The organism is Microbulbifer sp. ABF4_148, from assembly GCF_056158985.1.
Genome location: NZ_JBSWUI010000001.1, coordinates 1,614,296 through 1,637,737 on the forward strand (window position 1 = coordinate 1,614,296; position 23,442 = coordinate 1,637,737).

The window sequence follows — 23,442 nt, forward strand, 5'->3', positions numbered from 1 at the left end:
CTGGCTACCAGCCCTGCAGAACGATCTTGCCAATGGTGCTGCCGCTTTCCAGCAATCGGTGGGCTTCGCGCAGGTTACTGGCGTTGATCGTGCCGAGGTTCTGATTAACCGCAGATGTCAAAACGTCTTCTTCTACGTGTCCAGCTACCCGATTCAATATCTCTCTTTGTACCGCCATGTCGGCGGTCCGGTACATTGAGCGGGTAAACATAAACTCCCAACTGAACGAGGCGCTCTTGTTCTTGAGCTGCTCCAGCGCCAGTGGCTCGCGATTTTCGACAATCGAGCAAATGTGACCTTGTGGTGCGATGGCGGTGGTCATCGCCTGCCAGTGTTCGTCGGTGTTGTTCATGCACAGGATGTAGTCGACGCCGGAAACGCCGTGGTCGCGCAACTCTTTATCGAGCGGGTTACGGTGGTTGACGACATGGTGTGCGCCCCGTTGCTTGATCCACACGCTGGACTTGGTGCGGGATGCCGAGGCGTAGACTTTGAGTCCCGCCAGCTTGCGTGCCATTTGAATGGCGATGGATCCAACCCCTCCGGCTCCCCCTACCAGCAGGATCGTCTGGCCGGCGTTGCCGCCGTTTGGGCAGATCGCCAGGCGCTCGAACAGGGCTTCCCAGGCGGTCAGTGCAGTTAGCGGGATCGCCGCTGCGGCGGCATAGTCGAGGTTGTCTGGCATGCTGCCGACAATACGCTCATCGACCAGTTGCATCTCGGCGTAGCAGCCGGGACGGTTGATATCGCCTGCATAGTAGACGCGGTCCCCGGGCTGGTAATGTTCCACGTCTGAACCGACGGCAATGACCTCACCGGCGGCATCCCAGCCGGGGATCCGCGGGGAGGGGTCAGCGGGGCTTCCTGCAGCCTGTGCCATGCGCACTTTCGTATCAACCGGATTGACGGCAATGGCCTGAACCGAGACCAGCAAGTCGCGGGGGCCGGGCTGAGGGCGGTCCAGATAAAGATCGACCAGCGATTTCTCGTCGCGAATCGGAAGGTGGTGATAAAAACCGATGGCTTTCACTGCGGTGCTCCCTGCATGGCATTGGGTTCCACCTGGAGGGCAAATCCCGGCCCGCCATTCTCGTGGAACCGTCAGCTTAGCCTTTTTGATGGCATTCGCGCCAGTATGCGCGCTGACGGGATGGGTTTTTACGGGTCAATACGGTCGCTGGCCCGTGCTGTCGCGATTGCTACCTATACCCCGAGTCGCCACCTATAATTGGGGCCAGGGCGAGAAGCGGGCAAAGTGTAAATGAATGCCAAAAGTGTCTTGACTCCCTGAGGCCGCGCCAATAGAATGCGCAGCCTCTTGAGCGGTTGGGGTGACCCACCGCAGGGAAGTAAAGACAACCAGGCTTTGCTTCTCAAGCTGGTGCGGGGTGGAGCAGCCTGGTAGCTCGTCGGGCTCATAACCCGAAGGTCGTAGGTTCAAATCCTGCCCCCGCTACCAAAAAGAGTTGATGCGGGGTGGAGCAGCCTGGTAGCTCGTCGGGCTCATAACCCGAAGGTCGTAGGTTCAAATCCTGCCCCCGCTACCAAATTTGGAATACTGCAGTATGTGTTAGTATTCCGCGTTTGAAGCCCCTGTTAGGGGCTTTTTCGTATCTGCCGGATACGGCATCCGAATGGGCCGGAAGTAGGCGCCGCGGTTTGACATTCGGACCGTGGGCCGGGCTTCCCAGCCCATTTTTTGTTTGTGGGGTTGATAAGTTGGTTTCTGGCTTGGAAATGACGGATTTCCACGCGAGCCTACCAAGAGACAAGAAACCCCAGCCGGTAATGTGGTGATAAAGATGGCGAGCAAGCGCGAACAGCTGGAACAACTTCTGGCGCCAGTGGTAGCTTCACTGGGCTGCGAGCTGTGGGGTATTGAGTACCAGACCCACGGCCGCAATGCTTTGTTGCGGATTTATATCGATTCCGACGAGGGAATCGCTGTTGAGGACTGTGAAAAAGTCAGTCGTCAGGCAAGTGCGGTACTGGATGTAGAGGATCCCATCAGCGGCAACTACACCCTGGAGGTTTCTTCTCCGGGTATGGATCGCCCGCTGTACCAGCTGGAGCATTACCAGCGTTTTCTCGGCGCCCAGGTAGAAGTACGCCTGCGTATGCCGCTTGATGGTCAGCGCAAATGGCGGGGATTACTTGCCGGTGTTGAGGGGGATGAGATCGTGTTGCGGGTCGACAGCGAGAACGAATACCTGTTGCCGATCGACAGCATTGAGAAAGCGAATATCATTCCCCAGTTTTCCAAATAACGGCTCAGTTTACTGAGCATCGACCAGTTCTGAGTAACGAGTAGGCGCCTGGGATCAGGCGAATTAGAGGCACAGCTGCATGAATAAAGAGATCTTGCTGGTAGCTGAGGCGGTTTCCAACGAGAAAGGCGTTGATCAGGAAATCATCTTCCAGGCCATTGAGGCGGCACTCGCCACCGCGGCCAAGAAGCGCTACGACGAGGAATCCACCGTTGAAGTCATCATCGATCGCAGTAACGGTGATTATGAGACCTTCCGTAGCTGGGAGGTTGTCGATGACGACACTCTGGCGGAACTGGGTACCCAGTTCACCCTGGAAGAGGCTGCCGAGAAAGATCCCGAGCTGAAAGCCGGTGACGTTTACCGCGAACAGGTAGAGAATGTCGAGTTCGGCCGTATCGCCGCACAGACCGCCAAGCAGGTGATCGTGCAGAAGGTTCGAGAAGCCGAGCGCGCCAAGGTGGTTGAGGAATATCGCGACCGCGTTGGCGAAATGCTGAGTGGTACCGTAAAGAAAGTCACCCGCGACTTTATTGCTGTTGACCTCGGCAATAACGCGGAAGCCCGTCTGCCGCGGGACCAGCTGGTGGGTCGTGAGATCTTCCGTCTGGGAGACCGGGTACGTGCCATCCTGCTGCAGATCGATCCAGAGGCCCGGGGCCCGCAGTTGATGCTGAGCCGCTCCTGCCCGGAAATGCTGATTGAGCTGTTCCGCATTGAAGTGCCGGAGATTGCCGAGCAGGTCATCGAGATCAAGGGCGCTGCCCGTGATCCGGGTCTGCGCGCCAAGATTGCAGTGAACACCAATGATGGTCGTATCGATCCGGTCGGTGCCTGTGTGGGCATGCGCGGTGCGCGTGTACAGGCGGTCTCCAATGAGCTGTCTGGTGAGCGTGTGGATATCGTCCTGTGGGACGAGAACCCGGCCCAGTTCGTGATCAATGCCATGGCCCCGGCAGAAATCGAGTCCATCGTGGTGGACGAAGACGCCGGCTCTATGGATGTGGCTGTGGCGGAGGAGAACCTCGCGATGGCAATTGGCCGCAGTGGCCAGAATGTGCGCCTTGCTTCCGAGCTGACCCAGTGGCAGATCAATGTCATGGGCGTTGACGAGTGGCAGGCGAAGCAGGAAGCCGAGTCCGGCAGTATCATGGAAGTCTTCATGGAACGTCTGGATATCGACGAGGACGTGGCTGGCGTGCTGGTGGAAGAGGGCTTCACTTCTCTGGAAGAGGTCGCCTACGTACCCATTGAGGAAATGATCGGTATTGAGGGCTTCGACGAGGAAATCGCTGAAGAGCTGCGCGCCCGTGCCAAGGACGCCCTGCTGACTCAGGCGTTGGCCTCAGAGGAAAAATTGGATGCCTCCGAACCGCAGGAAGACCTGCTGGGTATGGAAGGTATGGATCGTCAGCTGGCCTACCAGCTGGCAAGCCGTGGCATTGCGACCATGGAAGACCTGGCAGAGCAAGCGGTTGATGATCTGCTGGATATCGAGGGGGTTGACCAGGAGCGAGCCGCAGCGCTGATCATGAAAGCGCGCGAACCCTGGTTTGCCGATGACAGTGGTGACGAGGCATAAGCATCGCTTTACCTCCAGTAGTGGGGCCCTGTTGAGGGGCCCAACGGGACACCGTCATGTAAATTGAGAAAAGAAAACCTCCGACCAAGTGACTTTTAGGAGAGAGAATGGCCGAAGTAACAGTTAGCGAACTCGCCAAATCGGTTGGTGCCACCGAGGAGCGTCTGCTCAAGCAGATGAAAGAAGCGGGTTTGCCCCATGACTCCGTCGACGCAGTTGTGTCGGATGAGGAGAAGCAGGTCCTGCTCAAATTCCTGAAGACGATTCACGGGGATAAGGAGGCGGCACCTCGCAAAATTACCCTCAAGCGCAAGACCACGACGACGTTGAAAACCGGCTCGGGCACTGGCCGTAAGACCGTCAATGTCGAAGTGCGGAAGAAGCGCACCTACGTAAAACGTCCTGAAGCGGAAGAAGCTACCGCGGAGGCGCCAGAAGCGGCCAGCGCAGAGCAGGAAGCCGCGGCGGCAGCGCAGGCCGAACAGGAGCGCCTGCGCGCAGAGCAGGCGGAGCGTGAGCGTCAGGAAGCCGAGCGAGCGGCTGAAGAAGCGCGTGCTGCGGCTGAAGCGGAAGCTGCCGCGAAAGCAGCGGCAGAGGCGCAAGCTGTTCAGGCGGCCAGTGAAGAACAAGCCGCGGAGCCGGCGGCAGAGAAGCCTGCAGAACAGCCGGCGCCTGTGCGTTCCAGCTATGTGGATGATATTGAGGCAATGCGTATTGCCGCGATGGAACGTCGCAAAGAGCAGGACGCCCGCGATGCCAAAGAGCTAGAAGAGAAGAAGGCACGCGCAGAAGAAGAACGTCGTGCGGCGGAAGAAAAACGCACCGCCAAGGCTGATACCACCAAGGCCAAGCCTTCCCTGCGTCGCAAGATAGAGGCCGCGCCCACCGAGGCTGCGCCGAGCGAAGAGGAAGAACCACGCAAGCGCCGCAGTCGTCGTGCGCCCAAAGGGGGACCGAAGAAATCCAGCAAGACCGCTCTGTACGATCAGGCGCTGGAAGTTTTCGAGGACGAGGACGAAAAGCGCAGTACGCGTTCTCTGTCGCGCCCGACCCTCAAGATCAAGAACACACACGGCTTCAAACGGCCGACAGGAAAACAGGTGTACGAAGTCCAGTTGGGTGAAACCATTACTGTTGGCGAACTGGCCAAGCAGTTGAATATGAAGGCTGGTGAGCTGATCAAGCGCCTGATGAAAATGGGCGAAATGGTCACCATCAACCAGGCACTGGATCGCGATACCGCGACCTTGCTGGTCGAAGAACTAGGCCACACTGTGGTGCTGCGTTCCGAGACTGAGCTGGAAGACAGCCTGATGGCAGAAGTCGAGCAGGCTTCCGGTAAGGAAGTTTCCCGTGCGCCGGTTGTGACGGTGATGGGTCACGTCGACCACGGTAAGACGTCGCTGCTGGATTACATTCGCGAAGCGAAAGTGGCTTCTGGTGAGGCCGGTGGTATTACCCAGCATATCGGTGCGTACCGCGTTAAGACCAGCCAGGGTGAAATCACCTTCCTGGATACACCGGGACACGCCGCGTTTACCGCGATGCGCGCCCGCGGTGCCCAGGCGACCGACGTGGTCATCCTGGTAGTGGCCGCCGATGATGGTGTGATGCCGCAGACCGAGGAAGCGATCCAGCACGCCAAGGCTGCTGGTGTGCCGCTGGTTGTGGCCATCAACAAGTGTGATAAAGAGGCAGCTGATCCGGATCGTGTGAAGAACGAGCTGGCAGCGAAAGAAGTGATTCCGGAAGACTGGGGCGGTGATACCCAGTTTATCGAGGTATCTGCGCATACCGGTCAGGGCATTGACGAATTGCTCGAAGCCATCTCCCTGCAGGCTGAGATGCTCGAGCTCAAGGCAGAAGTCGGTGTTCCGGCGCGCGGCGTTGTCATTGAGTCCCGTCTGGAAAAAGGTCGTGGTGTTGTCGCCACCCTGCTGGTCCAGAACGGTGACCTGAACCGAGGCGATATCGTACTGGCCGGCCAGAGCTATGGTCGTGTGCGGGCGATGACCAATGAACTTGGCAAGAGCGTCAAGGAAGCGGGTCCGTCTACTCCGGTCGAGCTGCTGGGTCTGGATAGCACACCGAATGCCGGTGATGATTTCATGGTCGTTGCCAACGAGCGCAAAGCGCGTGAAGTGGCGGAGCAGCGCGCCGATAGCGAGCGTCGCGAGCGTATGCGTCGCCAGCAGGCGGCCAAGCTCGAGAACATGTTTGCCGATATGGAAGCGGGTGAGCGCAAGGTCCTGCCGGTTGTTCTGAAGGCAGACGTGCGCGGTTCTCTCGAAGCGATTCTTTCTGCGCTGGCCGATATCGGCAACGAAGAAGTATCCGTCAATGTGGTTTCCAGTGGTGTGGGTGGTATCGCCGAGAATGATATCAACCTGGCCCTGACCTCAGGCGCGATTGTGATTGGTTTTAACACTCGTGCCGATGTTGCTGCGCGCAGGACTGCCGAGGCCGAAAATGTAGAGATTCGCTACTACAGCGTAATCTACAACCTGCTCGACGAAGTGAAGCAGGCGCTGTCCGGCATGCTGGAGCCAGAAGTCCGCGAAGAAATCGTGGGTATTGCCCAAGTTCGCGACGTATTCCGCTCTCCAAAGTTTGGCGCCATTGCCGGCTGTATGGTGACCGAAGGTACCGTATACCGCAGCAAGCCGATCCGGGTTCTGCGGGACAACGTGGTGATCTACCAGGGTGAGCTGGAGTCCCTGCGTCGCTTCAAGGACGACGTCCAGGAAGTCCGTAACGGCATGGAATGTGGTATTGGCGTTAAGGATTACAACGACGTCAAATCCGGAGACCAAATTGAGGTCTACGATATCGTTAAGGTAGCGCGCGAACTGTAATTCACGCGTTGACCGGGACTCGCCCGCAGCTGGACCTCCGTAAATGCGGCGGAATCCACCTGCGGGCGAAACCGTTTAGGGCCATTCAAGACAGGTAACCGATGGCAAGAGAATTCCACCGTGCAGACCGGGTCGCCGACGCCATGCGTCGCGAGCTGTCTCTGCTGATTCAGCAGGAAGTGCGCGATCCGCGCCTCGGCATGGTCAATGTGAATGACGTTGAAGTCAGCCGAGACCTCGCTTCCGCCAAGGTGTTCGTTACTTTTGTGGGCGAAGACGACCGCACGCGCATCAATGACTCGATGGACGCGTTGAACAAGGCGGCCGGCTTTCTGCGTAGCCAGTTGGCGCGCGTGATGCAAATGCGCACCGTGCCACGTCTGCAGTTCCGCTACGACGAGACATCGGTGCGGGGCCAGGAACTTTCTGCCCTGATCGACAAGGCGGTCAAAGCCGATCGCAACCATGCCGACGAAGACGGCAGTGACGAGGGCGACAGCGAGAAGTAATCATGGGGCGCAGACCAAAATGGGGCCGTGCAGTTAACGGCGTTCTGCTTTTGAACAAGCCCGCCGGAATTACTGCCAACGACGCCCTGCAGAAAGCGAAACGACTGTTCTTCGCCAATCGAGCAGGCCATACGGGTGCGCTGGACCCCCTGGCGACTGGTGTTTTGCCGGTGTGTTTCGGCGAGGCCACTAAGTTTTCCCAGTACCTGCTGGATGCGGACAAACGCTACCGCAGCACCTTCTGCTTCGGCATGACGACCGCCAGCGGCGATGCCGATGGCGATGTCATTGCGACCACAGATGCGTCAGCGCTGACCGAAGCGCAGGTACTTGAGGCGATGGATCAGTTTCGTGGTGTGATCAAGCAGGTGCCGTCCATGTACTCGGCGCTGAAGCATAAGGGGCAGCCACTGTATAAGCTCGCGCGCCAGGGGCTGGAAGTGGAGCGGGAGCCGCGCGAAGTTGAAATCTTCGAGTACGAGCTGCTGAGTTTCACGCCTGGTCCGATGCCGCGCGCCGAGATTGAGGTGCATTGCTCCAAGGGTACCTATGTGCGTAGCCTCGCGGAGGACCTCGGTGAAGCCTTGGGCGTGGGTGCACATGTCGAGGAACTGCACCGCAGTGCCGCGGGTCCCTTCGATGAAGCTGACGCGATTACGCTGGCCGAGCTCGAGGAAGAGCGTGGCGAGGGCAGGGCGGAGGAGCTGGATCACCACCTACTTCCTGTCGATGCACCGGCGGGCGGCTTGCCGAAACTGATACTTCCGGACAGCACAGGCTACTATGTACGCCAGGGACAGCCGGTAATGGACCTTCAGGTCTACCGCCTGGGAGAAGAAGGTGATATGGTGCGCCTCTTCCTGGAAAGTGGCGATTTTCTAGGCGTAGGAGAGATTACTGATGACGGGTGCGTCGCGCCCCGGCGTCTGGTAAAAAGCGGCGATTGACCCCGCTGTCTGGCTGGTCAACTTGCTCTGAACGTATGGCGGTACAAGGACGTACCGCCCGCCAGCGGTGGCTGGCGCGAGCCCGCCGGGGCAAGCAGGTCCGCGTACCTGTGCAGCCCCGGCAGGGCGACGATTGAAAACAGCCAGGATGGGTGTTTTTAATCATTAGGCATTAGCTGGTCTGTAAATATGCACGGGCCAGCCGAATCTTCAAAGCATATTACGACGAGGTAATTCGTTATGGCACTGACTGCAGTTGAAAAAGCAGCCATCCTGAAAGAGCACGGCCAATCTGAAGGCGATACCGGTTCTCCGGAAGTCCAGGTAGCCCTGCTGACCGCCAACATCAACAAGCTTCAGGGGCACTTTTCTGCCCACAAGCAGGATCACCACTCCCGTCGTGGCCTGATCCGCATGGTAAACCAGCGTCGCAAGCTGCTGGACTACCTGAAGCGCAAGGATCTGAACCGTTACGCACAGCTGATCGCCAAGCTCGGCCTGCGTCGTTAAGACCCTTGAATGCCCGCCTCTGGCGGGCATTCTTCTTTTTACGGTTTTGTTTTCTGGCAGTGTCCCTGCTGCCAGGAAACAGTCGCATCGAGCATCTGGCGCAGAAGTATGATTCTGCCGGCTGTTCGCTGCTCGCACCGGCTGCAGCCGGTGGCGGTACATCCCGTACCGCTTCATCGCGGTCCTGAGGAATTTTGGACCGCTTGTAGGGGTTGCTGGAATGGGCCAGCAACCGAAAGGAAATAGGAAAAACTAGTGAATCCAGTAAGCAAAACTTTCCAGTACGGCCAGAATCAGGTCACCATCGAAACCGGCCGCATTGCGCGCCAGGCAACCGGTGCTGCCCTGGTCACCATGGGTGAGACCGTAGTGCTGTGTACCGTTGTTGGCGCCAAGGAAGCCCGGCCTGACCAGGGCTTCTTCCCGCTGTCCGTACATTATCAGGAGAAGGCCTACGCCGCCGGTAAGATCCCCGGTGGTTTCTTCAAGCGTGAAGGCCGTCCTTCTGAGAAAGAAACCCTGACCTCCCGACTGATCGACCGTCCGATCCGTCCGCTGTTCCCGAACGGCTTCCTGAACGAAGTTCAGGTGATGTGTACCGTCCTGTCTGCTGAGAAGGACGTTGATCCCGATATCGCTGCCATGATCGGTACTTCCGCAGCCCTGTCTGTTTCCGGTATCCCGTTCGCTGGCCCAATTGGTGCAGCGCGCGTAGGTTACACCCAGGCGGACGGCTACCTGCTGAACCCGACTTACAGTGCCCTCGCGACCTCCGAGCTGGACATGGTTGTGGCCGGTACCAAGGATGCGGTCCTGATGGTCGAATCCGAAGCCAAAGAGCTGCCGGAAGACATCATGCTGGGTGCGGTGCTGTACGCCCACCAGGAAATGCAGGCCATCATCAAGGTTTGTGAAGAGCTGAAAGCAGAAGCGGGCAAACCGACCTGGGACTGGCAGCCAGAAGCTGAGAACAGCGAACTGAAAGCCGCTCTGGAAGCCCAGTTCGGTGGCAAAGTGGCAGAAGCCTACAAGATCACCGACAAGCAGCAGCGTACTGCGGCTCTGGGTGAGCTGCGTAACGAAGCTGCTGAAGCGCTGTCCAGCGAAGAGCTCGATGAAGGCACTGTAAAGGGCTACTTCGGCAAGCTCGAGAAGAAAACCGTACGTGGTGCTGTGGTACGTGGCGAGCCGCGTATCGATGGCCGCGACAACAAGACTGTACGCCCGATCAGTGTAGAAGTTGGCGTGCTGCCGAAAGGCCACGGCTCTGCCCTGTTTACCCGTGGTGAAACCCAGGCCCTGGTTGTTTCCACCCTTGGTGCCACCCGTGATGCTCAGATCATCGACGCGCTGGAAGGTGAGCGTAAAGACTACTTTATGCTGCACTACAACTTCCCGCCCTACTCCGTCGGTGAAGCGGGCCGTGTCGGTGCGACTGGTCGTCGTGAAATTGGCCACGGCCGCCTGGCACGTCGCGGTATCGCTGCGGTACTGCCGAACCCGGAAGAATTCCCGTACACCCTACGTGTCGTTTCCGAAATCACCGAATCCAACGGTTCCAGCTCCATGGCTTCCGTGTGTGGCTCCAGCCTTGCCCTGATGGACGCTGGTGTACCGCTGAAAGCGCCGGTTGCGGGTATCGCAATGGGTCTGGTGAAGGAAGACGAAGGTTACGCGGTTCTGACCGATATCCTGGGTGACGAAGACCACCTGGGCGATATGGACTTTAAGGTAGCCGGTACCGCTTCTGGTGTGACTGCTCTGCAGATGGACATCAAGATCGAAGGTATTACCGAAGAGATCATGGAGACTGCGCTGGAGCAGGCACTGCATGCACGTCTGCACATCCTGGCCGAGATGAACAAGGTCATCGGTGCTTCCCGCGATGTGGTTAACGAGAATGCCCCGCGCTACGCAACCCTGAAGATCCATCCGGACAAGATCCGCGACGTGATCGGCAAGGGCGGTGCGACCATTCGCTCCATTACCGAAGACACCGGTGCGACCATCGATATTGAAGACGATGGCACCGTGAAAGTTTTTGGTGAAGACGGCGAGAGCCTCGAGGCTGCGGTAACCCGTATCGAGGAAATCACTGCGGAAGCAGAGATTGGTGCGATTTACGAGGGTACCGTGGTTCGTATCGTCGACTTCGGCGCATTCGTGAACTTCCTGCCGGGTAAAGATGGCCTCGTGCACATCTCCCAGATTGCAGAAGAACGCGTTAACGCCGTAACTGACTACCTGAGCGAAGGCCAGAAGGTATTCGTTAAGGTACTCGACGTTGATCAGCGTGGCCGTATCAAGCTTTCTATCAAGGAAGCCAAGGCCGAGCAGGAAGCGGGCGAGGAGCAGGGCGAAGCCTGATCCCCAGCTTTATCCTGACAAAAAAACCCGGCGCTTGCGCCGGGTTTTTTTGTGGGCGCTCGCAAGGTGCCCGGACTGATCCGCAGTCCCTAGTCCGCATGTTATGAGGAGAGTAATAACAAATGTCAGGCCTTCGGTTGACGAATGCCTGGAATGATTTATTCCTTTTGTCACGCTGTGTCACTGTACGCTATTCAGGCTGTGTTACTGCTCGGATGGTTTTGACCCGCGTTAAACAGATTTCCTCACTGCTGATCTAATTGGCGCGTTATTACCACTTTTGGTCGCAAATTTCTGACTTTATTTGTCTTAAGTGACTATTTATCGGTATTTTCATCCGATATCTACTCGCCTGTCATAAAAAAATCTCGCACAATGGCTCTCGTTGAATAAGATATTCCTTTGTATATTTATTCATCAAATAAATAATTAATTCTGCTTTGGGCCTCGATGGAGCAACGAGGCTCGTCGGCCCGAAGTAAAAAATAACGTAGAGGCGCCACCGTTGGGGTAGGGGTGGTGCTTTGGGTATTTGGGGGCACAGGCAGGCTGATTCGAGCTGCCTGAAACCACAAGCTGGACCCTCTCTGCTGCGCATTCAACGACAACTTCCTGGAGATCAGCTTATGTTCCAAAAGAAAGCACTCAGTCGCTCATTTGAGCGAATCCGTGGCCTCGCCGCCGGCTCCCGTGCCGTCGCCTTAACTGCTGGCGTGTTGCTGTCTGCAAACGCCCTCGCGCAGCAGACCGGTAGTATCGAGGGTCAGGTGTACCTGGATGGCAAGGGCACTGAAGCTGCTGGTGTTACTGTAAAAGCCACGAGCTCGGTAATGCCTCGCGGCCGTACCGCAACCACTGATAGTGATGGTGAGTTCCGACTGCCCGCGCTGATCCCCGGCTCCTATACCCTGACTTTTACCTCTGAAGATGGTGTTACCCGATCCGTTCCTGCTCGCGTCCTTCTGGATCAGGAGTCTACGGTCACCATAGTGATGGCGCCCGAAGAGGGTGTTGAGGAAATCGAAGTTGTGGGCGAAGCGCTTGCCTACGAAGGAAACGGTGCACTCTCTAATGCAATTGACGCTGATGTGATTGAAGCCTTGCCGGTAGGCCAGGACTTTCGTGACATGATGAAACTGATCCCGGGTGTTCAGTATACCGAAAACTCTGTTCGCGGCCCGAGCGCAGGTGGCAGTGGTCAGGACAACGTGTTCAAGTTTGGTGGTGTGAATGTCACGCTGCCGCTGTTCGGTGTTCTCTCTGCAGAGCCTTCCAGCCAAGACGTCGAGCAGATGTCCATCGAGCGTGGCGCGGCGAAAGCCATTGGGTTCAAGCGTGCCGCGGGCTTTGCCGTTAACACCAAGACAAAGTCAGGCACCAATGAGTTCAAAGGTAGTATCGACTACACCTTCCAGACAGCGGATATGCGCGAGAAAAACGAAGAGGGTGTTAAAGACGATACCAGCTACAACTGGGTCACCACTAGTGTGGGCGGCCCGATTATTGAAGACCAGCTGTTCTTCTTCGGGTCCTACTACGGTCCACGTGAAGAGCGTGATAACAAAGAAACCGCCTATGGTCCGACCAAAGATTACAGCAGTGAGCGGGACGAGTATTTCGGCAAGCTGACCTACGCACCGATCGATGACGTACTGCTCAACATGTCTTACCGGACTTCTGAGCGTGTGAATCAGGGGGCTTCGATTTCCTTTGATGAAGCAGATTCCGTTTCTGTGGGTGAGGAATCCTTACAGGACATCTTCTCCCTGGATGGTGCGTGGGTGATTAATGACTCCACCACCCTTTCTTTCCAGTACAGTGACTACGCGCTGGAAACTTCAGCTGTACCGGATACTAAGCTGGGTGTGCAGCCAGCTTTCGGTGCGAGTCTGGATCTGGCTAATCTGGATCAGATGGGTTACTTCGTTGTCCCAACTGTCAGGGATGGAGACGCTGAGTGGAATGCCTTTGTTCAGCCCTACATCAACCAGCACGGTTACGTCGGGGATGAAGGTGTGCTCGTAGGCAGTGGCGCGGTCGGCGGCTACTACCAGTACAGCACGCAAAATTTCTACAACGAATCGTTTGAGGTGGCCCTGGATCATACCTTTGACTGGGGTGAGACAACCCATGATGTGCACATCGGTTACCAGTTCTCTGAAGGTCAGGAAGAACTGGCGCGTACCTCTAACGGCTGGGGTCTGGTAGGCGTGATCGACGGTGCGGCAGATGCAGACGCTCCGGATAATGCGGCCTTCCAGGCGCTTACGGAGCAAATGAGCTTTGTGATGGCAGACGGCTCGCGAGTTCCGTCCATCAATTCCTATATTGAAACGCAAAACTTCGAGATCAACGATTCCATCAGCTGGCGAGATTTTGTGTTTGATGTGGGTGTGATGATCAGCCAGGACACGTTATTTGGTCAGGGGCTGAGAAAGGCCAATACCATTTCTGGCTTCGAAGCGGCGCCGGGCAACAAGTACGAAATGCATCAAGTTGACTGGGCGGATATGATCCAGCCACGCCTCGGTGTCACCTGGGCTTACAACGGCGTGGATACCGTATTTGCCAGCTTCGCCCAGTATAACCCTGACGTCTCGTCACTGGCTCGCGCCGCATCGTGGGACCGTAATTCCGCAGCACTGTTGAACGTGTACTGGGACCAAAATGGTGACTTTATTGACTCCGAAGCGCGCGCCGGTTCCTCCGGTAAATTCTTCGAGGATGGCATTAAGCCACGTCGTGTGGACGAGCTGACCATCGGTACTGCCAAGGAGTTCGAAAACGGTATCAGTCTGCGCTCACATATCCGCTACAGCGAGGGTTCTAATTTCTGGGAAGATACCTGGAACGGTACCCGTGAATTTTACGGTTGTTATCAGGGTCCAGGGCCCAATGGAGAGATCTGCGTACCGGATGATATCGCAGCAAAAGGGCTTTATATCCCCGAGCTGGATGATTGGCGCGATCAGATCGGTAGTGGTTCTTCCTATGTGATTGCCGCGCTGGACGATGCCTACACCAAATACCTGGAATTCAGTGTTGAGGCCTCCTGGATCGGTGAGCGCACCTATGTGAATGCCTCTTACACGCGCAGTCGCTACCGCGGTAACTTTGACCAGGACAACACGACCACCAATAACGACCAGGCCACTTTTGTTGGCTCCTCTAATCTGGCGGATGGTCGTGGTCGACAGCTGTGGGACCTGAAGGACGGCACCCTGCACGGCGACAAGCCGAACGTCTTCAAGGTGTTTGGACAGTACACGCTGGACTGGCAAGCCAACGTGGGCGCCTTCCTGTTGTACCAGTCTGGAGATCCCTGGGAGGCGTGGGACGGCTCTCTGTATGGCTACTCGTCTAATACGATCCGCTACGCAGAGAGAGCTGGCAGCCGTCGAACCGATTCTCACTGGCAGTTGGACCTGAATTACACCCAGGATCTTGAACTTTTCTCTGGCTACACCATGAAGTTCCGTGCGGATTTGTTTAACGTGTTCGACAACCAGACAGGCTATAACTACAACCCGGTTGTCAACGACGAGGACTTTGGTAAGCCGAGCAGTTACTACAATCCGCGTCGTCTGCAGTTGTCACTGGGTATGGATTTCTAAGATTCTCTCCATCGTTGTGCTCTCCCCCAGGGAGAGCTTTGATTGCCCCGGCTTGCCGGGGCATTTTTGTTGGAAGGGGTAATTTTTCTCCAACTTCGCTAGAATCCCGCTCATTGGTCTTTCAGACCCCTTCGGGAGAGGAAGTTTGAGGAATTTTTGGCTGGCAGAAGTGTTGCTCGCGCTTGCTGCGCTGCTGGTAGCAAGCCAGTACTGGTTTGTTGCCCGAGATCACCGTCGCCCTGTGGCGTTACTGGTGGTGGCGGCGATGCTGTTTCTCGCGCTGGCCGCCTCGGTGGGCGCATACCGCTATGGTATCAACCCCTATATCACTGACCTGCACCGCGCACTCTCCAATCTCTCCGGTTTCCTGACCTTCGCACTGGTGGGGCTGGCCCTGGCATGGATGCGATTTTGCCCCGGCCTGGGCGGCACTTCCCGCGGCGCTGCCTATGCCGTCATTACCCTATTGATTGGCGCCGGACTGGCAGCTAGCGAGTTCATGCCCGCCGGTCAGGTCAGCACACTCTTTTCATCCGTGGGTATCGTTGCCTGGTTGCTGGTCGCATTGTCGCTGCTTTTGGAGGCCCGCTGGCTGCCACGCCCGATGGCCATCCTGTTGTTGATCGGGGCATGCCTGGTGTTAGTTGCCTCGCTTTTCGTGGGCACCAGCGCGACACGCCTGCTGGGGTTGGCACGGCTGAACTGGTTCCACCTGCTCTTGGCGGGTGCGGTGTTGACGTTGATCTATGCCATCCCGCTGTTCGAAAGGAAGCTTCCCCATGAGTCATGATGCCCATTGGCTGCTGGAAGGCGGGTGCCATTGTGGCGCCGTGCGTTTTCGTGCGCGCAGCCCACGGAGTGGTACCGCTCCCTTGGTCGTGCATGAGTGCAATTGCTCGATGTGCCACAAGCTTGGCTTTCAGCATGTGATCGTTTCCGCCGCAGATTTCGAGCTGTTGCAAGGCGATGAGGCGCTCAGTTGCTACACCTTCAATACCGGTGTGGCCAAGCATTATTTTTGTCGCCACTGTGGGGTCAAGTCTTTTTATGTGCCCCGTTCGAACCCCGATGGTTACAGCCTGAACCTGCGTTGCCTGGACAAAGCGCCTGATGCGGTCAAGCTGGAGCCGTTTGACGGGCAGAACTGGGAGCAGAATGCCGGGGCGTTGGCCCACCTGAGCAAGCCGGGCTAGCAGCGCAGGGCTTTCGGTACTGCGCGGTGCCGCTAACGAATATCAGAGAATAACCAAGGACGTGACGTTGACTGACAACCCTTTGCAGGCGTGGATCCACCATACCGATAGCGGCGCCCTCTATGGCAAGCCGGGCCTCGACCTGATTCTTGTCGAGTCACCGGCCTGTCGTGCCGTGATTGCCAAACAGGGGGCGCAGCTGCTGGAGTTCCAGGCTGCCGGGCGCGCGCCGATTTTGTGGCTGAGCCCGCTGGCTGAGTTCGCGCGTGGCAAAGCTGTGCGCGGCGGCATTCCACTGTGCCTGCCCTGGTTTGGTATCCATCGTGAGGATCCGGCGAAGCCGAAGCATGGAATTGCCCGCACCAGCGAGTGGCTGTTGGAGCAGACCAACTTTGACAGTGGCGGCCAGGTCGAAATGGTCTTCGGGTTTCGCCACGAAGGGGACGGTGTTTTCCCCACACCATTTGCCTGTACGGTGACCATGTCACTGGGCAACGAGCTGTCTCTGCAGTTGGCTTTGCAGAACCTGGGTGATGCCCCTGCCGAGTTCAGCTGGGCGTGGCATACCTATTTCCCCGTGGAAGATGTTGAGCAGATTCGGGTAACCGGCCTCGACGGCGTCGACTATCTCGATAATACCCGGAAGCTGGACCGCGCCACTCAGCGAGGGGACCTGACGTTTCGCGGAGAGGTCGACCGGGCCTATGAAAATGCGCCCGCCTGGCAAGTGATTGAGAATGTGGATCCGGTGAACGCCAGCAGTGAGCACTGCGATAGCGTTATCGCGTGGAATCCGGGTGCAGAGCTGGCTGCGACGCTTGCCGACGTGGGGCCGCACTATCGCGAATACGTCTGCGTCGAGCACGGTAACGCGTTTGCGAATAGCTGGACGTTGGAGGGTGGGGAGACACGCACTGCTTCACTGGCGCTGTCCCGCTAAGGTCCTTTACTCCCGAGCGTCTACCCGAACACCGTTACGGTCTGGCGTGAGAATGCTACCAGCGCTCCCTGTGGGCTCCACAAACGGGCGGCGATGACACCATAACCGTCGTCTGCCTGCTCCACCTCGGCCAGGTATTGCCACCACTCTCCGCAACGCATGGGTGGCAGTGGCTCAATAAACTCCACTGTCCACGTCAGGGAACTGACGGGTGCCGGTTGCGACAGCAGGGTGATGGTCGCGGGCGGCCACGCATCGATCAGGGCAAGCAGTGATGCGATGCCGACTTGCTCCTCGCTATCTTGCCCCGGACTGAAACGTACCCATCCACCAAAGCGGCGCTCTTTACTGGCTGAAAACGGCAGGCCACCGGCGGTGATACGGTAATCGAACTTACGCGTGAATTCGGGTACTACGCCCGCTATGTAGGGTAGTTCTGTGCCCGTATCAGGGGAGGGGAAATCGGGCGCGGAACCGCTGCCGAGTTTGACGCTGGAGGCTCGCCCCGCGCCAAAGCTGGCCAGAGCGGCCAGAACCACCTGCCCATTCTGGGACATGCGCGCCTCGACCTGGGTGACCGAGCGCCCCGCACGCAAGATATCCCGCTGCATCTCTACCGGCCCCACCGCAACAGGGGCGACAAAGGAAAAGGTAATGGAGCGCAGCGTGGCATCGGCAGCGACCGCCTGCGAGAGGTGTGCATACAGCATGGCGGTGGTCAGCCCGCCAAAGGTCGCTCGCCCCTGGCTCCAGTCCGGGGGAATGGTCGCAGTCTGTGAACGGCTGTCGAGCAGTAGCTGATGAAATTGCATGCGATTCGGCTTGATTAGCTGAAGGTGTGGGCGTCGCTCGGGAATACACCGGTTTTAACGTCTTCGGCGTACTTGCGCAGGGCCCCGGGGATATCACCGGCTTCCACCAGGAAGTTCTTGGAAAATTTCGGCGGCTTTTCCGTGAGCCCGAGGATGTCATTGATGACCAGCACCTGGGCGTCTGTCTCGCGTCCTGCACCGATGCCAATTGTGGGCATGCTGACGGCCCTGGTAATGCGCTTGGCCAGCTCTGCCGGCACACACTCCAGCACCAGCAGGTCTGCGCCGGCTTCGTCCAGTAGGGTGGCATCGTTGAGAATCGCGCCTGCGGTGTCCTCGTCACGTCCCTGCACGCGGAACCCGCCGAGCTTGTGGACGGATTGCGGTGTGAGTCCCAGATGAGCACAGACCGGGATTCCGCGGTCGGTGAGCATCCGCACGGTGTCTGCCAGCCAGGCGCCGCCTTCAATTTTTACCATGTGCGCACCCGCCTGCATGATACGGGTGGCATTGGTGAGTGCTTGCTCCGGCGTGGCGTAGGTCATGAAGGGCATGTCCCCCATGATCAGGGACTTCTTGTTCCCGCGAGCAACCGCCTCCACGTGATAAATCATTTGCTCCATGGTGACCGGGATGGTGCTGTCGTAACCCAGCACTGTCATGCCCAGGGAATCTCCTACCAGCAGCACTTCGACACCAGTTTTCTGTGCCATGGCAGCCATCGGTGCGTCGTACAGGGCAACGGTAATAAACTTTTCACTGGCGTCTTTCATCCGACGCAGTGTCTGTACAGTGATGGGCTTGGTAAGTTCGGAGGCAGAGTAGGGCATAACAATCAGTTCCCCGGGTTGTAGTAATGGCGGCCGCTTTTTATCGAGAGCATGTATTCGACCAGCTGGTGATAATCGTCGGGCCGATCGACGATATCGATATCCTCACTGTTGACGATCAGCAGCGGCGCCTCGTCGTAATAATGGAAAAACTGGGTGTAGGCCTCATTCAGCGTGGCGAGGTAGTCGTTGCTGATGGAACGTTCGGCGGCAATGCCACGCGTTCGTATGCGGTCCTGCAGGACGCTGAGGGGAGCCTGAAGGTAGATCACCAGGTCGGGCTTGGGCGCTTCCAGGGTCAGGTGCTGATACACCTGGCGGTAAAGCTGCAGTTCATCGGCGTCGAGTGTGACTTCGGCAAAGAGACGGTCTTTTTCGATCAGGAAGTCCGCCACACGCACGGGTTTGAACAGGTCATCCTGGCGCAGCGACTGGATCTGCTGTGACCGCTGCAGCAGGAAGTGCAACTGGGTCGGGAGCGCCGCACTCTTCTCGTCGCGGTAGAAGCGCTCGAGGAACGGATTCTCTTCGGGGAGTTCGAGCAGGGTATCGTAGTTAAAGGTTGTTGCGAGCTTTTTGGCGAGAGTGGTCTTGCCCACTCCGATATTCCCCTCGACGGCGATAAATCGCGGGGGGTTGGCTGCAGAAAAATCGACAATGGGCTCTTCGTCGTTATTGATTACCACTGGGTGTTACTCCTTTGTCATTCTGAACCGTTGCGCAGTTGCCAACATTGCGCACGACATACACCTGTGTATTCAGAGTTTTTGCAAGCGATTGTCCGGGCACTGAGCCACCAGCTGTTCGATCCGATTGCCATTGGGCAGGACCAGTTCAGGTGCAATTTCCTGCAGGGGGATCAGCACGAAATTACGCTCTGCCATCCGCGGATGGGGTACCTGCAGGTCTGCCTCATCGATCTGCAGATCATCGTACAGCAGGATATCCAGGTCCAGTGTGCGTGCACCCCAGCGAATGTTGCGCTCGCGACCCTGTTCCGACTCGATGTGCTGCAGGGCGCGCAATAGCGACAATGGGGGCAACGTGGTTTCCAGTTCCGCGACGGCATTGACGTAGTCCGGTTGCTCTCCCGGCCCCACCGCGGCACTACAGTAAAAACTGGATACCTTGCCCAAGTTAGACTCCGCCATCGCATCCATCGCGGCGAGTGCTGCCTGGAGTTGCGCTGCCGGTGCTGACAGGTTACTGCCCAGACCAATAAAGCATCTTGCCATCGCTTCTGGCCTCAGTCTTCCTTCGGACTCCGCCGTGGTCCACGACGACGTTTGCGGCCACCGCGGCTGCCGCGCGGGTTTCGCTGCAGTCCGCGCACCAGCTTCTCCCGGCCTTCCTCGTCGGTATTCTGGTAATCGGTCCACCATTGGCCAAGGCCGGGTTCGATCTCACCCGACTCTTCCCGCAGCAGCAGGAAGTCGTAGGCAGCGCGAAAACGCGGGTGTTCGCGCAGGCGCTGTGCGCGCTCCCCATTGCGACGGGGCAGACGCAGCTGCATATCCCAGATCTCCCGCATCGGCATGGAGAATCGCTTGGGAATGGCCGTGTGGGCCTGTTGTGACCCGCTGACTTTTTGCGCGGCGGCTGCCAGTGCTGGCACGGGCGGGGTGCCCTTGTCGGCCAGCTTGCTCTGTTCATGCAGGACCGCCGGCCACAGCAACGCCGCGTACAGGAAGGCCGGTGTAACGGGCTTGTCGGCCTGCACGCGTTGATCGGTGTTGCGGAGCGCCAGCACGGTCAGTGTTTTCGCCACTGGATCCTTGAGCCGGGCAGCATTGTCCGGGAACAGGTGTTGCCAGAGGCCGTACTGGTGCAGCAGGGTAAAGGTTTTTTCCGCGTGCCCGCCCAGTAACAGCTTGAGCACCTCGTCGAACAGGCGTGCCGCCGCAATGTTGCGCAGCAGTGGCGCCAGCTCTGCCAGCGGTGCTGCGGTCTTGCGTTCAATTTCAAAGTCCAGCTTGGCAGCAAACCGCACGGCGCGCAGCATGCGGACCGGATCTTCCTTGTAGCGGGTAGTGGGGTCGCCAATCATGCGGATCTGGCGCGCCTCGATATCACGGACACCGCCGGTGTAGTCGTGGATCGCAAAGCCGTCGGTGGTGTAGTAGAGCGCGTTGACGGTGAAGTCCCGGCGGATGGCATCGCTTTCCAGGTCGCCGTAGACGTTATCCCGCAGCAGCATGCCCTGTTCCGACTGCTGTGCTTCGTGGGACTCGCCCTCACTATGGTGTCCGCGGAAGGTGGTCACCTCAATGATCTCGCGGCCGATACGGGCGTGGAGGATACGGAACCGTCGGCCGACGATGCGCGCACCGCGAAACAGGCGCTTGGCCTCTTCCGGGGTGGCGTCAGTGGCGACATCGAAATCCTTCGGATGGCCACCGAGCATCAGGTCGCGCACGCCACCGCCGACGATGTAGGCCTGAAAACCGGCCTCCTGCAGTCTCTTCATGACGGTGAGTGCTGCCCGACTGATGTCACGGCGAGAAATAGTGTGCTCGTCGCGTGGCACGATGCGAGGTCCGGTCTTGCCAACCGGCTTGCGCCAGCGCTTGATGCTGCTGATCAGGGAATTGAACATACGGCTAGTTAGTACAGGCTTGCGATCGTCGAATTGACGTGCGGGAACCCCGGTGTTGGTAAAGGGCGGGATTCTAACACAGCAGACCACGGTGCCGCCTATGGTCGGGTGAATCAGGCAGTCGGGACCAAGTTGGGGGAGTACTCAAGTATGCGCGTACAGCCTGTCGGCGTGGCGAAATGGGAACGGGGGAAACAACTGTACGGGCCTTGGGCCCGTATCCAGTGCTCTAAGATGTCACAGGGATTTATTGTTATTGCAGATGAAGGCAGCGGCTTCCTTGCGCTCTCAATTTGCCGTTAGGCAAACACCCTCTCCCAGGTACAATCAGTCAGTTTGTAACGCGCTTGTGGTTTTTCTTTTTATTACAGCTTGAAGCTTTATTGTTTTTCTTAACGTTATTCTTATTGTTTATTGTTATTTTTCTGCTCGGCTCCAGTCACTTTGGCTTTTATTGTCGACTTTGCCGGTGTTTTTTTATTGTTGTTATTTTTCTTATTTTTATTGTGTTTCGCCCGCTTATTGTGAGTAGTTATTAGGGCTGTAGCAGTCATTTATTTTTATTGTTGGCTGCTTTTCATGTTTGCACTCCCAATAAAGCACTTAGCGTGCCAACTTTTGAAAATCCTTTAAAAACAAATACTTACAAAAATTTACGTTGAATTGTGCGACAAATTTGTGTGGTGAGACGTTACGGAAGCCGGTGGAGTTGTTACTCCGATTGCGAAAGCGGTAACACTTTTTCGAAAAGACCTGCGGGTCGAGGGAACATCGTGAGTAACGGATTGTCCGCCAGCTGGTTATTTGCGGACATTGGCAGGTGCGGAATCATCAAACAGGTTGGCCCGCCTCGCGCAGTGCTTGCGATCAACGGGCGAATAGGGGTAATGAAGCCCCAGAAATGTGGTGGGTTTTCTGTGTGGGAGGCGGCGATCAGGCCTCGGCGGCGGCCCGACGGCTCTTCTTGCGCGGGATGCCCAGCTTCTGCCGACGTTCCCAGAGGCACTTGCGGCTGACACCCAGTTTCTTGGCCAGCTCGGTTTCGCTCATAGTTTCCTGGTGCTCGAGGACGAAGCGCGCGAAGTAGTCTTCCAGGGACAGGTCTTCACGGGGATCATTCTGCAGGCTGCGCGGGCGCGGCAGTCCGACTTCGGTCTCTTCGATGGGTACCAGATCGAGATCGATATCGAGGGTGCGATGATCGACTTCGGTGGCATCGTCTGCGGTCAGGATAACCGCACGCTGAATCGCGTTTTCCAGCTCACGCACGTTACCCGGCCAGGTGTAGGTTGTTACCGCCTGAATCGCTTCCGGAGAGAGCTTCAGCACCGATCGGCCATTCTTGGCACAGAACTTTTCCAGCAGGTGTTCGGAAATGGCCAGTACGTCGCGCCCGCGTTCCCGCAGTGGCGCCAGACTCATCTGTACAACGTTGATGCGATAGTAAAGGTCTTCGCGAAACTTGCGCTCTGCGGCAAGCTGGCGCAGGTTGCGGTGCGTTGCAGCCACCAGACGGACATCCACCTTGCGGGATTCAATCGCGCCGATGGGGCGAACCTCGCCCTCCTGCAGGACCCGTAATAGCCGCGCCTGGGCTTCCAGTGGCAGTTCGCCGATCTCGTCGAGAAACAGGGTGCCCCCGTCGGCTGCCGCTACCAGGCCTTCGCGGGCAGTTTGCGCACCGGTAAATGCGCCCTTCTCGTGACCAAACAGCTCGGCTTCGATTAGGGTTTCGGGAATGGCGGCACAGTTTACAGAGATCAGCGGCTTGTCAGCACGACGGCTCTGCTCGTGGATCGCTCGGGCAACCAGCTCCTTACCGGTACCGGTTTCGCCGTGGACCAGCACGGTGGCATCGGTCGGGGCGACTTTGTGAATGCGGCTGTAGAGACTCTGCATGACCGGGCTGTTGCCGATCATCCCGGTGATCGCACCACCCGGTGCTCGCGGTTGGCTGGCCTGGGCGCGATTCAGCTCGGCCTTGCCAATCACGCGGCGGACGGTGGCAATCATCTCGTCGTGGTCAAACGGCTTGGCAATATAGTCGGCTGCGCCCATACGCATGGAATCGACCGCGGAGCGCAGGCTCGCGTAACTGGTCATGATGAGCACGGGAATGTCGCCGGACAGCTTGAGCAGATCGGTACCAGGCGCCCCGGGCAGGCGCAGATCCGAGATGATCAGGTCCATCTCGCTCAGACGATACTTGTTGGTGGCTTCCCGGACAGAGCCTGCTTCGCTGACCCGATAGCGGTGACGCTCCAATAGCTTGCGCAATGCGGAGCGGATAATCGCTTCGTCTTCAACGATCAGGATATGGCTCATTTGTTACGCCTGGTTACAAATTGCTCAGTGGATGCCTAGTTTTACCCGCCAGCCGTTTCGATGCAACTCAATCTGGCGCGATTGATCAAAATTTG

General features: G+C 57.7%; 18 protein-coding genes and 2 tRNA genes. 13 read left to right on the plus strand and 7 right to left on the minus strand.

Annotated elements, in window-relative coordinates:
• Nucleotides 1-4 precede the first annotated feature (4 nt).
• A complete protein-coding gene (locus ACXAD0_RS06925; RefSeq protein WP_475087640.1) occupies nucleotides 5-1,030 on the minus strand; it encodes a zinc-binding alcohol dehydrogenase family protein in 1,026 nt (341 codons plus the stop codon).
• A gap of 352 nt (nucleotides 1,031-1,382) precedes the next feature.
• On the opposite strand from ACXAD0_RS06925, the gene ACXAD0_RS06930 reads away from it, so the two are divergent.
• The 13 genes from ACXAD0_RS06930 to ACXAD0_RS06990 all read left to right on the plus strand — a co-directional run bounded on the left by ACXAD0_RS06930 (nucleotide 1,383) and on the right by ACXAD0_RS06990 (nucleotide 16,784).
• Nucleotides 1,383-1,459, plus strand: a tRNA-Met gene (locus tag ACXAD0_RS06930).
• Between the two features lie 11 nt (nucleotides 1,460-1,470).
• Nucleotides 1,471-1,547: transfer RNA gene (locus ACXAD0_RS06935), tRNA-Met, on the plus strand.
• Nucleotides 1,548-1,802: 255 nt separating this feature from the next.
• Nucleotides 1,803-2,267 (plus strand): ribosome maturation factor RimP, encoded by a 465-nt coding sequence (gene rimP / locus ACXAD0_RS06940; protein ID WP_475087641.1) that lies wholly within the window; start codon nucleotides 1,803-1,805, stop codon nucleotides 2,265-2,267.
• Nucleotides 2,268-2,346: 79 nt separating this feature from the next.
• Nucleotides 2,347-3,849: a transcription termination factor NusA gene (gene nusA / locus ACXAD0_RS06945; RefSeq protein ID WP_475087642.1), complete on the plus strand. Its 1,503-nt coding sequence runs from the start codon at nucleotides 2,347-2,349 to the stop codon at nucleotides 3,847-3,849.
• A 107-nt stretch (nucleotides 3,850-3,956) separates the two neighbouring features.
• Nucleotides 3,957-6,704, plus strand: coding sequence for a translation initiation factor IF-2 (gene infB / locus ACXAD0_RS06950; RefSeq protein ID WP_475087643.1), 2,748 nt, complete (start codon nucleotides 3,957-3,959; stop codon nucleotides 6,702-6,704).
• A 101-nt stretch (nucleotides 6,705-6,805) separates the two neighbouring features.
• A complete protein-coding gene (gene rbfA / locus ACXAD0_RS06955; protein WP_475087644.1) occupies nucleotides 6,806-7,213 on the plus strand; it encodes a 30S ribosome-binding factor RbfA in 408 nt (135 codons plus the stop codon).
• A gap of 2 nt (nucleotides 7,214-7,215) precedes the next feature.
• Entirely contained in the window at nucleotides 7,216-8,160 is a 945-nt protein-coding gene (truB, locus tag ACXAD0_RS06960) for a tRNA pseudouridine(55) synthase TruB (protein WP_475087645.1), read from the plus strand.
• A 240-nt stretch (nucleotides 8,161-8,400) separates the two neighbouring features.
• Nucleotides 8,401-8,670 (plus strand): 30S ribosomal protein S15, encoded by a 270-nt coding sequence (rpsO, locus tag ACXAD0_RS06965; RefSeq protein WP_020412406.1) that lies wholly within the window; start codon nucleotides 8,401-8,403, stop codon nucleotides 8,668-8,670.
• Between the two features lie 255 nt (nucleotides 8,671-8,925).
• Nucleotides 8,926-11,037, plus strand: a complete 2,112-nt coding sequence (pnp, locus tag ACXAD0_RS06970; protein WP_475087646.1) for a polyribonucleotide nucleotidyltransferase — start codon at nucleotides 8,926-8,928, stop codon at nucleotides 11,035-11,037.
• 626 nt (nucleotides 11,038-11,663) lie between these two features.
• Nucleotides 11,664-14,651 (plus strand): outer membrane beta-barrel protein, encoded by a 2,988-nt coding sequence (locus tag ACXAD0_RS06975; protein WP_475087647.1) that lies wholly within the window; start codon nucleotides 11,664-11,666, stop codon nucleotides 14,649-14,651.
• 145 nt (nucleotides 14,652-14,796) lie between these two features.
• Nucleotides 14,797-15,441: a hypothetical protein gene (locus ACXAD0_RS06980; protein ID WP_475087648.1), complete on the plus strand. Its 645-nt coding sequence runs from the start codon at nucleotides 14,797-14,799 to the stop codon at nucleotides 15,439-15,441.
• The gene (locus tag ACXAD0_RS06985) at nucleotides 15,431-15,844 is read left to right on the plus strand and encodes a GFA family protein (RefSeq protein ID WP_475087649.1); all 414 of its coding nucleotides are present in this window, start codon (nucleotides 15,431-15,433) and stop codon (nucleotides 15,842-15,844) included. Before ACXAD0_RS06980 ends, ACXAD0_RS06985 begins: the two co-directional genes overlap by 11 nt.
• 67 nt (nucleotides 15,845-15,911) lie before the next feature.
• The gene (locus tag ACXAD0_RS06990; protein WP_475087650.1) at nucleotides 15,912-16,784 is read left to right on the plus strand and encodes a D-hexose-6-phosphate mutarotase; all 873 of its coding nucleotides are present in this window, start codon (nucleotides 15,912-15,914) and stop codon (nucleotides 16,782-16,784) included.
• Between the two features lie 20 nt (nucleotides 16,785-16,804).
• On the opposite strand, the gene ACXAD0_RS06995 is transcribed toward ACXAD0_RS06990, so the two are convergent.
• From ACXAD0_RS06995 to ACXAD0_RS07020, 6 genes are all read right to left on the minus strand, one after another.
• Nucleotides 16,805-17,596 carry an acyl-CoA thioesterase gene (locus ACXAD0_RS06995; protein ID WP_475087651.1) on the minus strand — a complete coding sequence of 264 codons (792 nt, stop codon included), beginning with the start codon at nucleotides 17,594-17,596 and terminating at the stop codon, nucleotides 16,805-16,807.
• A gap of 14 nt (nucleotides 17,597-17,610) precedes the next feature.
• Nucleotides 17,611-18,426 carry a 3-methyl-2-oxobutanoate hydroxymethyltransferase gene (gene panB, locus ACXAD0_RS07000; RefSeq protein ID WP_475087652.1) on the minus strand — a complete coding sequence of 272 codons (816 nt, stop codon included), beginning with the start codon at nucleotides 18,424-18,426 and terminating at the stop codon, nucleotides 17,611-17,613.
• Nucleotides 18,427-18,431: 5 nt separating this feature from the next.
• On the minus strand, nucleotides 18,432-19,106 hold the full coding sequence (locus ACXAD0_RS07005; RefSeq protein ID WP_475090330.1) for a deoxynucleoside kinase: 675 nt from the start codon (nucleotides 19,104-19,106) through the stop codon (nucleotides 18,432-18,434).
• A gap of 78 nt (nucleotides 19,107-19,184) precedes the next feature.
• The gene (folK, locus tag ACXAD0_RS07010) at nucleotides 19,185-19,661 is read right to left on the minus strand and encodes a 2-amino-4-hydroxy-6-hydroxymethyldihydropteridine diphosphokinase (RefSeq protein WP_475087653.1); all 477 of its coding nucleotides are present in this window, start codon (nucleotides 19,659-19,661) and stop codon (nucleotides 19,185-19,187) included.
• Between the two features lie 11 nt (nucleotides 19,662-19,672).
• The gene (pcnB, locus tag ACXAD0_RS07015) at nucleotides 19,673-21,022 is read right to left on the minus strand and encodes a polynucleotide adenylyltransferase PcnB (protein ID WP_475087654.1); all 1,350 of its coding nucleotides are present in this window, start codon (nucleotides 21,020-21,022) and stop codon (nucleotides 19,673-19,675) included.
• A gap of 933 nt (nucleotides 21,023-21,955) precedes the next feature.
• Complete coding sequence (locus ACXAD0_RS07020) at nucleotides 21,956-23,347, minus strand: sigma-54-dependent transcriptional regulator (RefSeq protein ID WP_475087655.1); 1,392 nt, start codon at nucleotides 23,345-23,347, stop codon at nucleotides 21,956-21,958.
• Nucleotides 23,348-23,442: the final 95 nt, after the last annotated feature.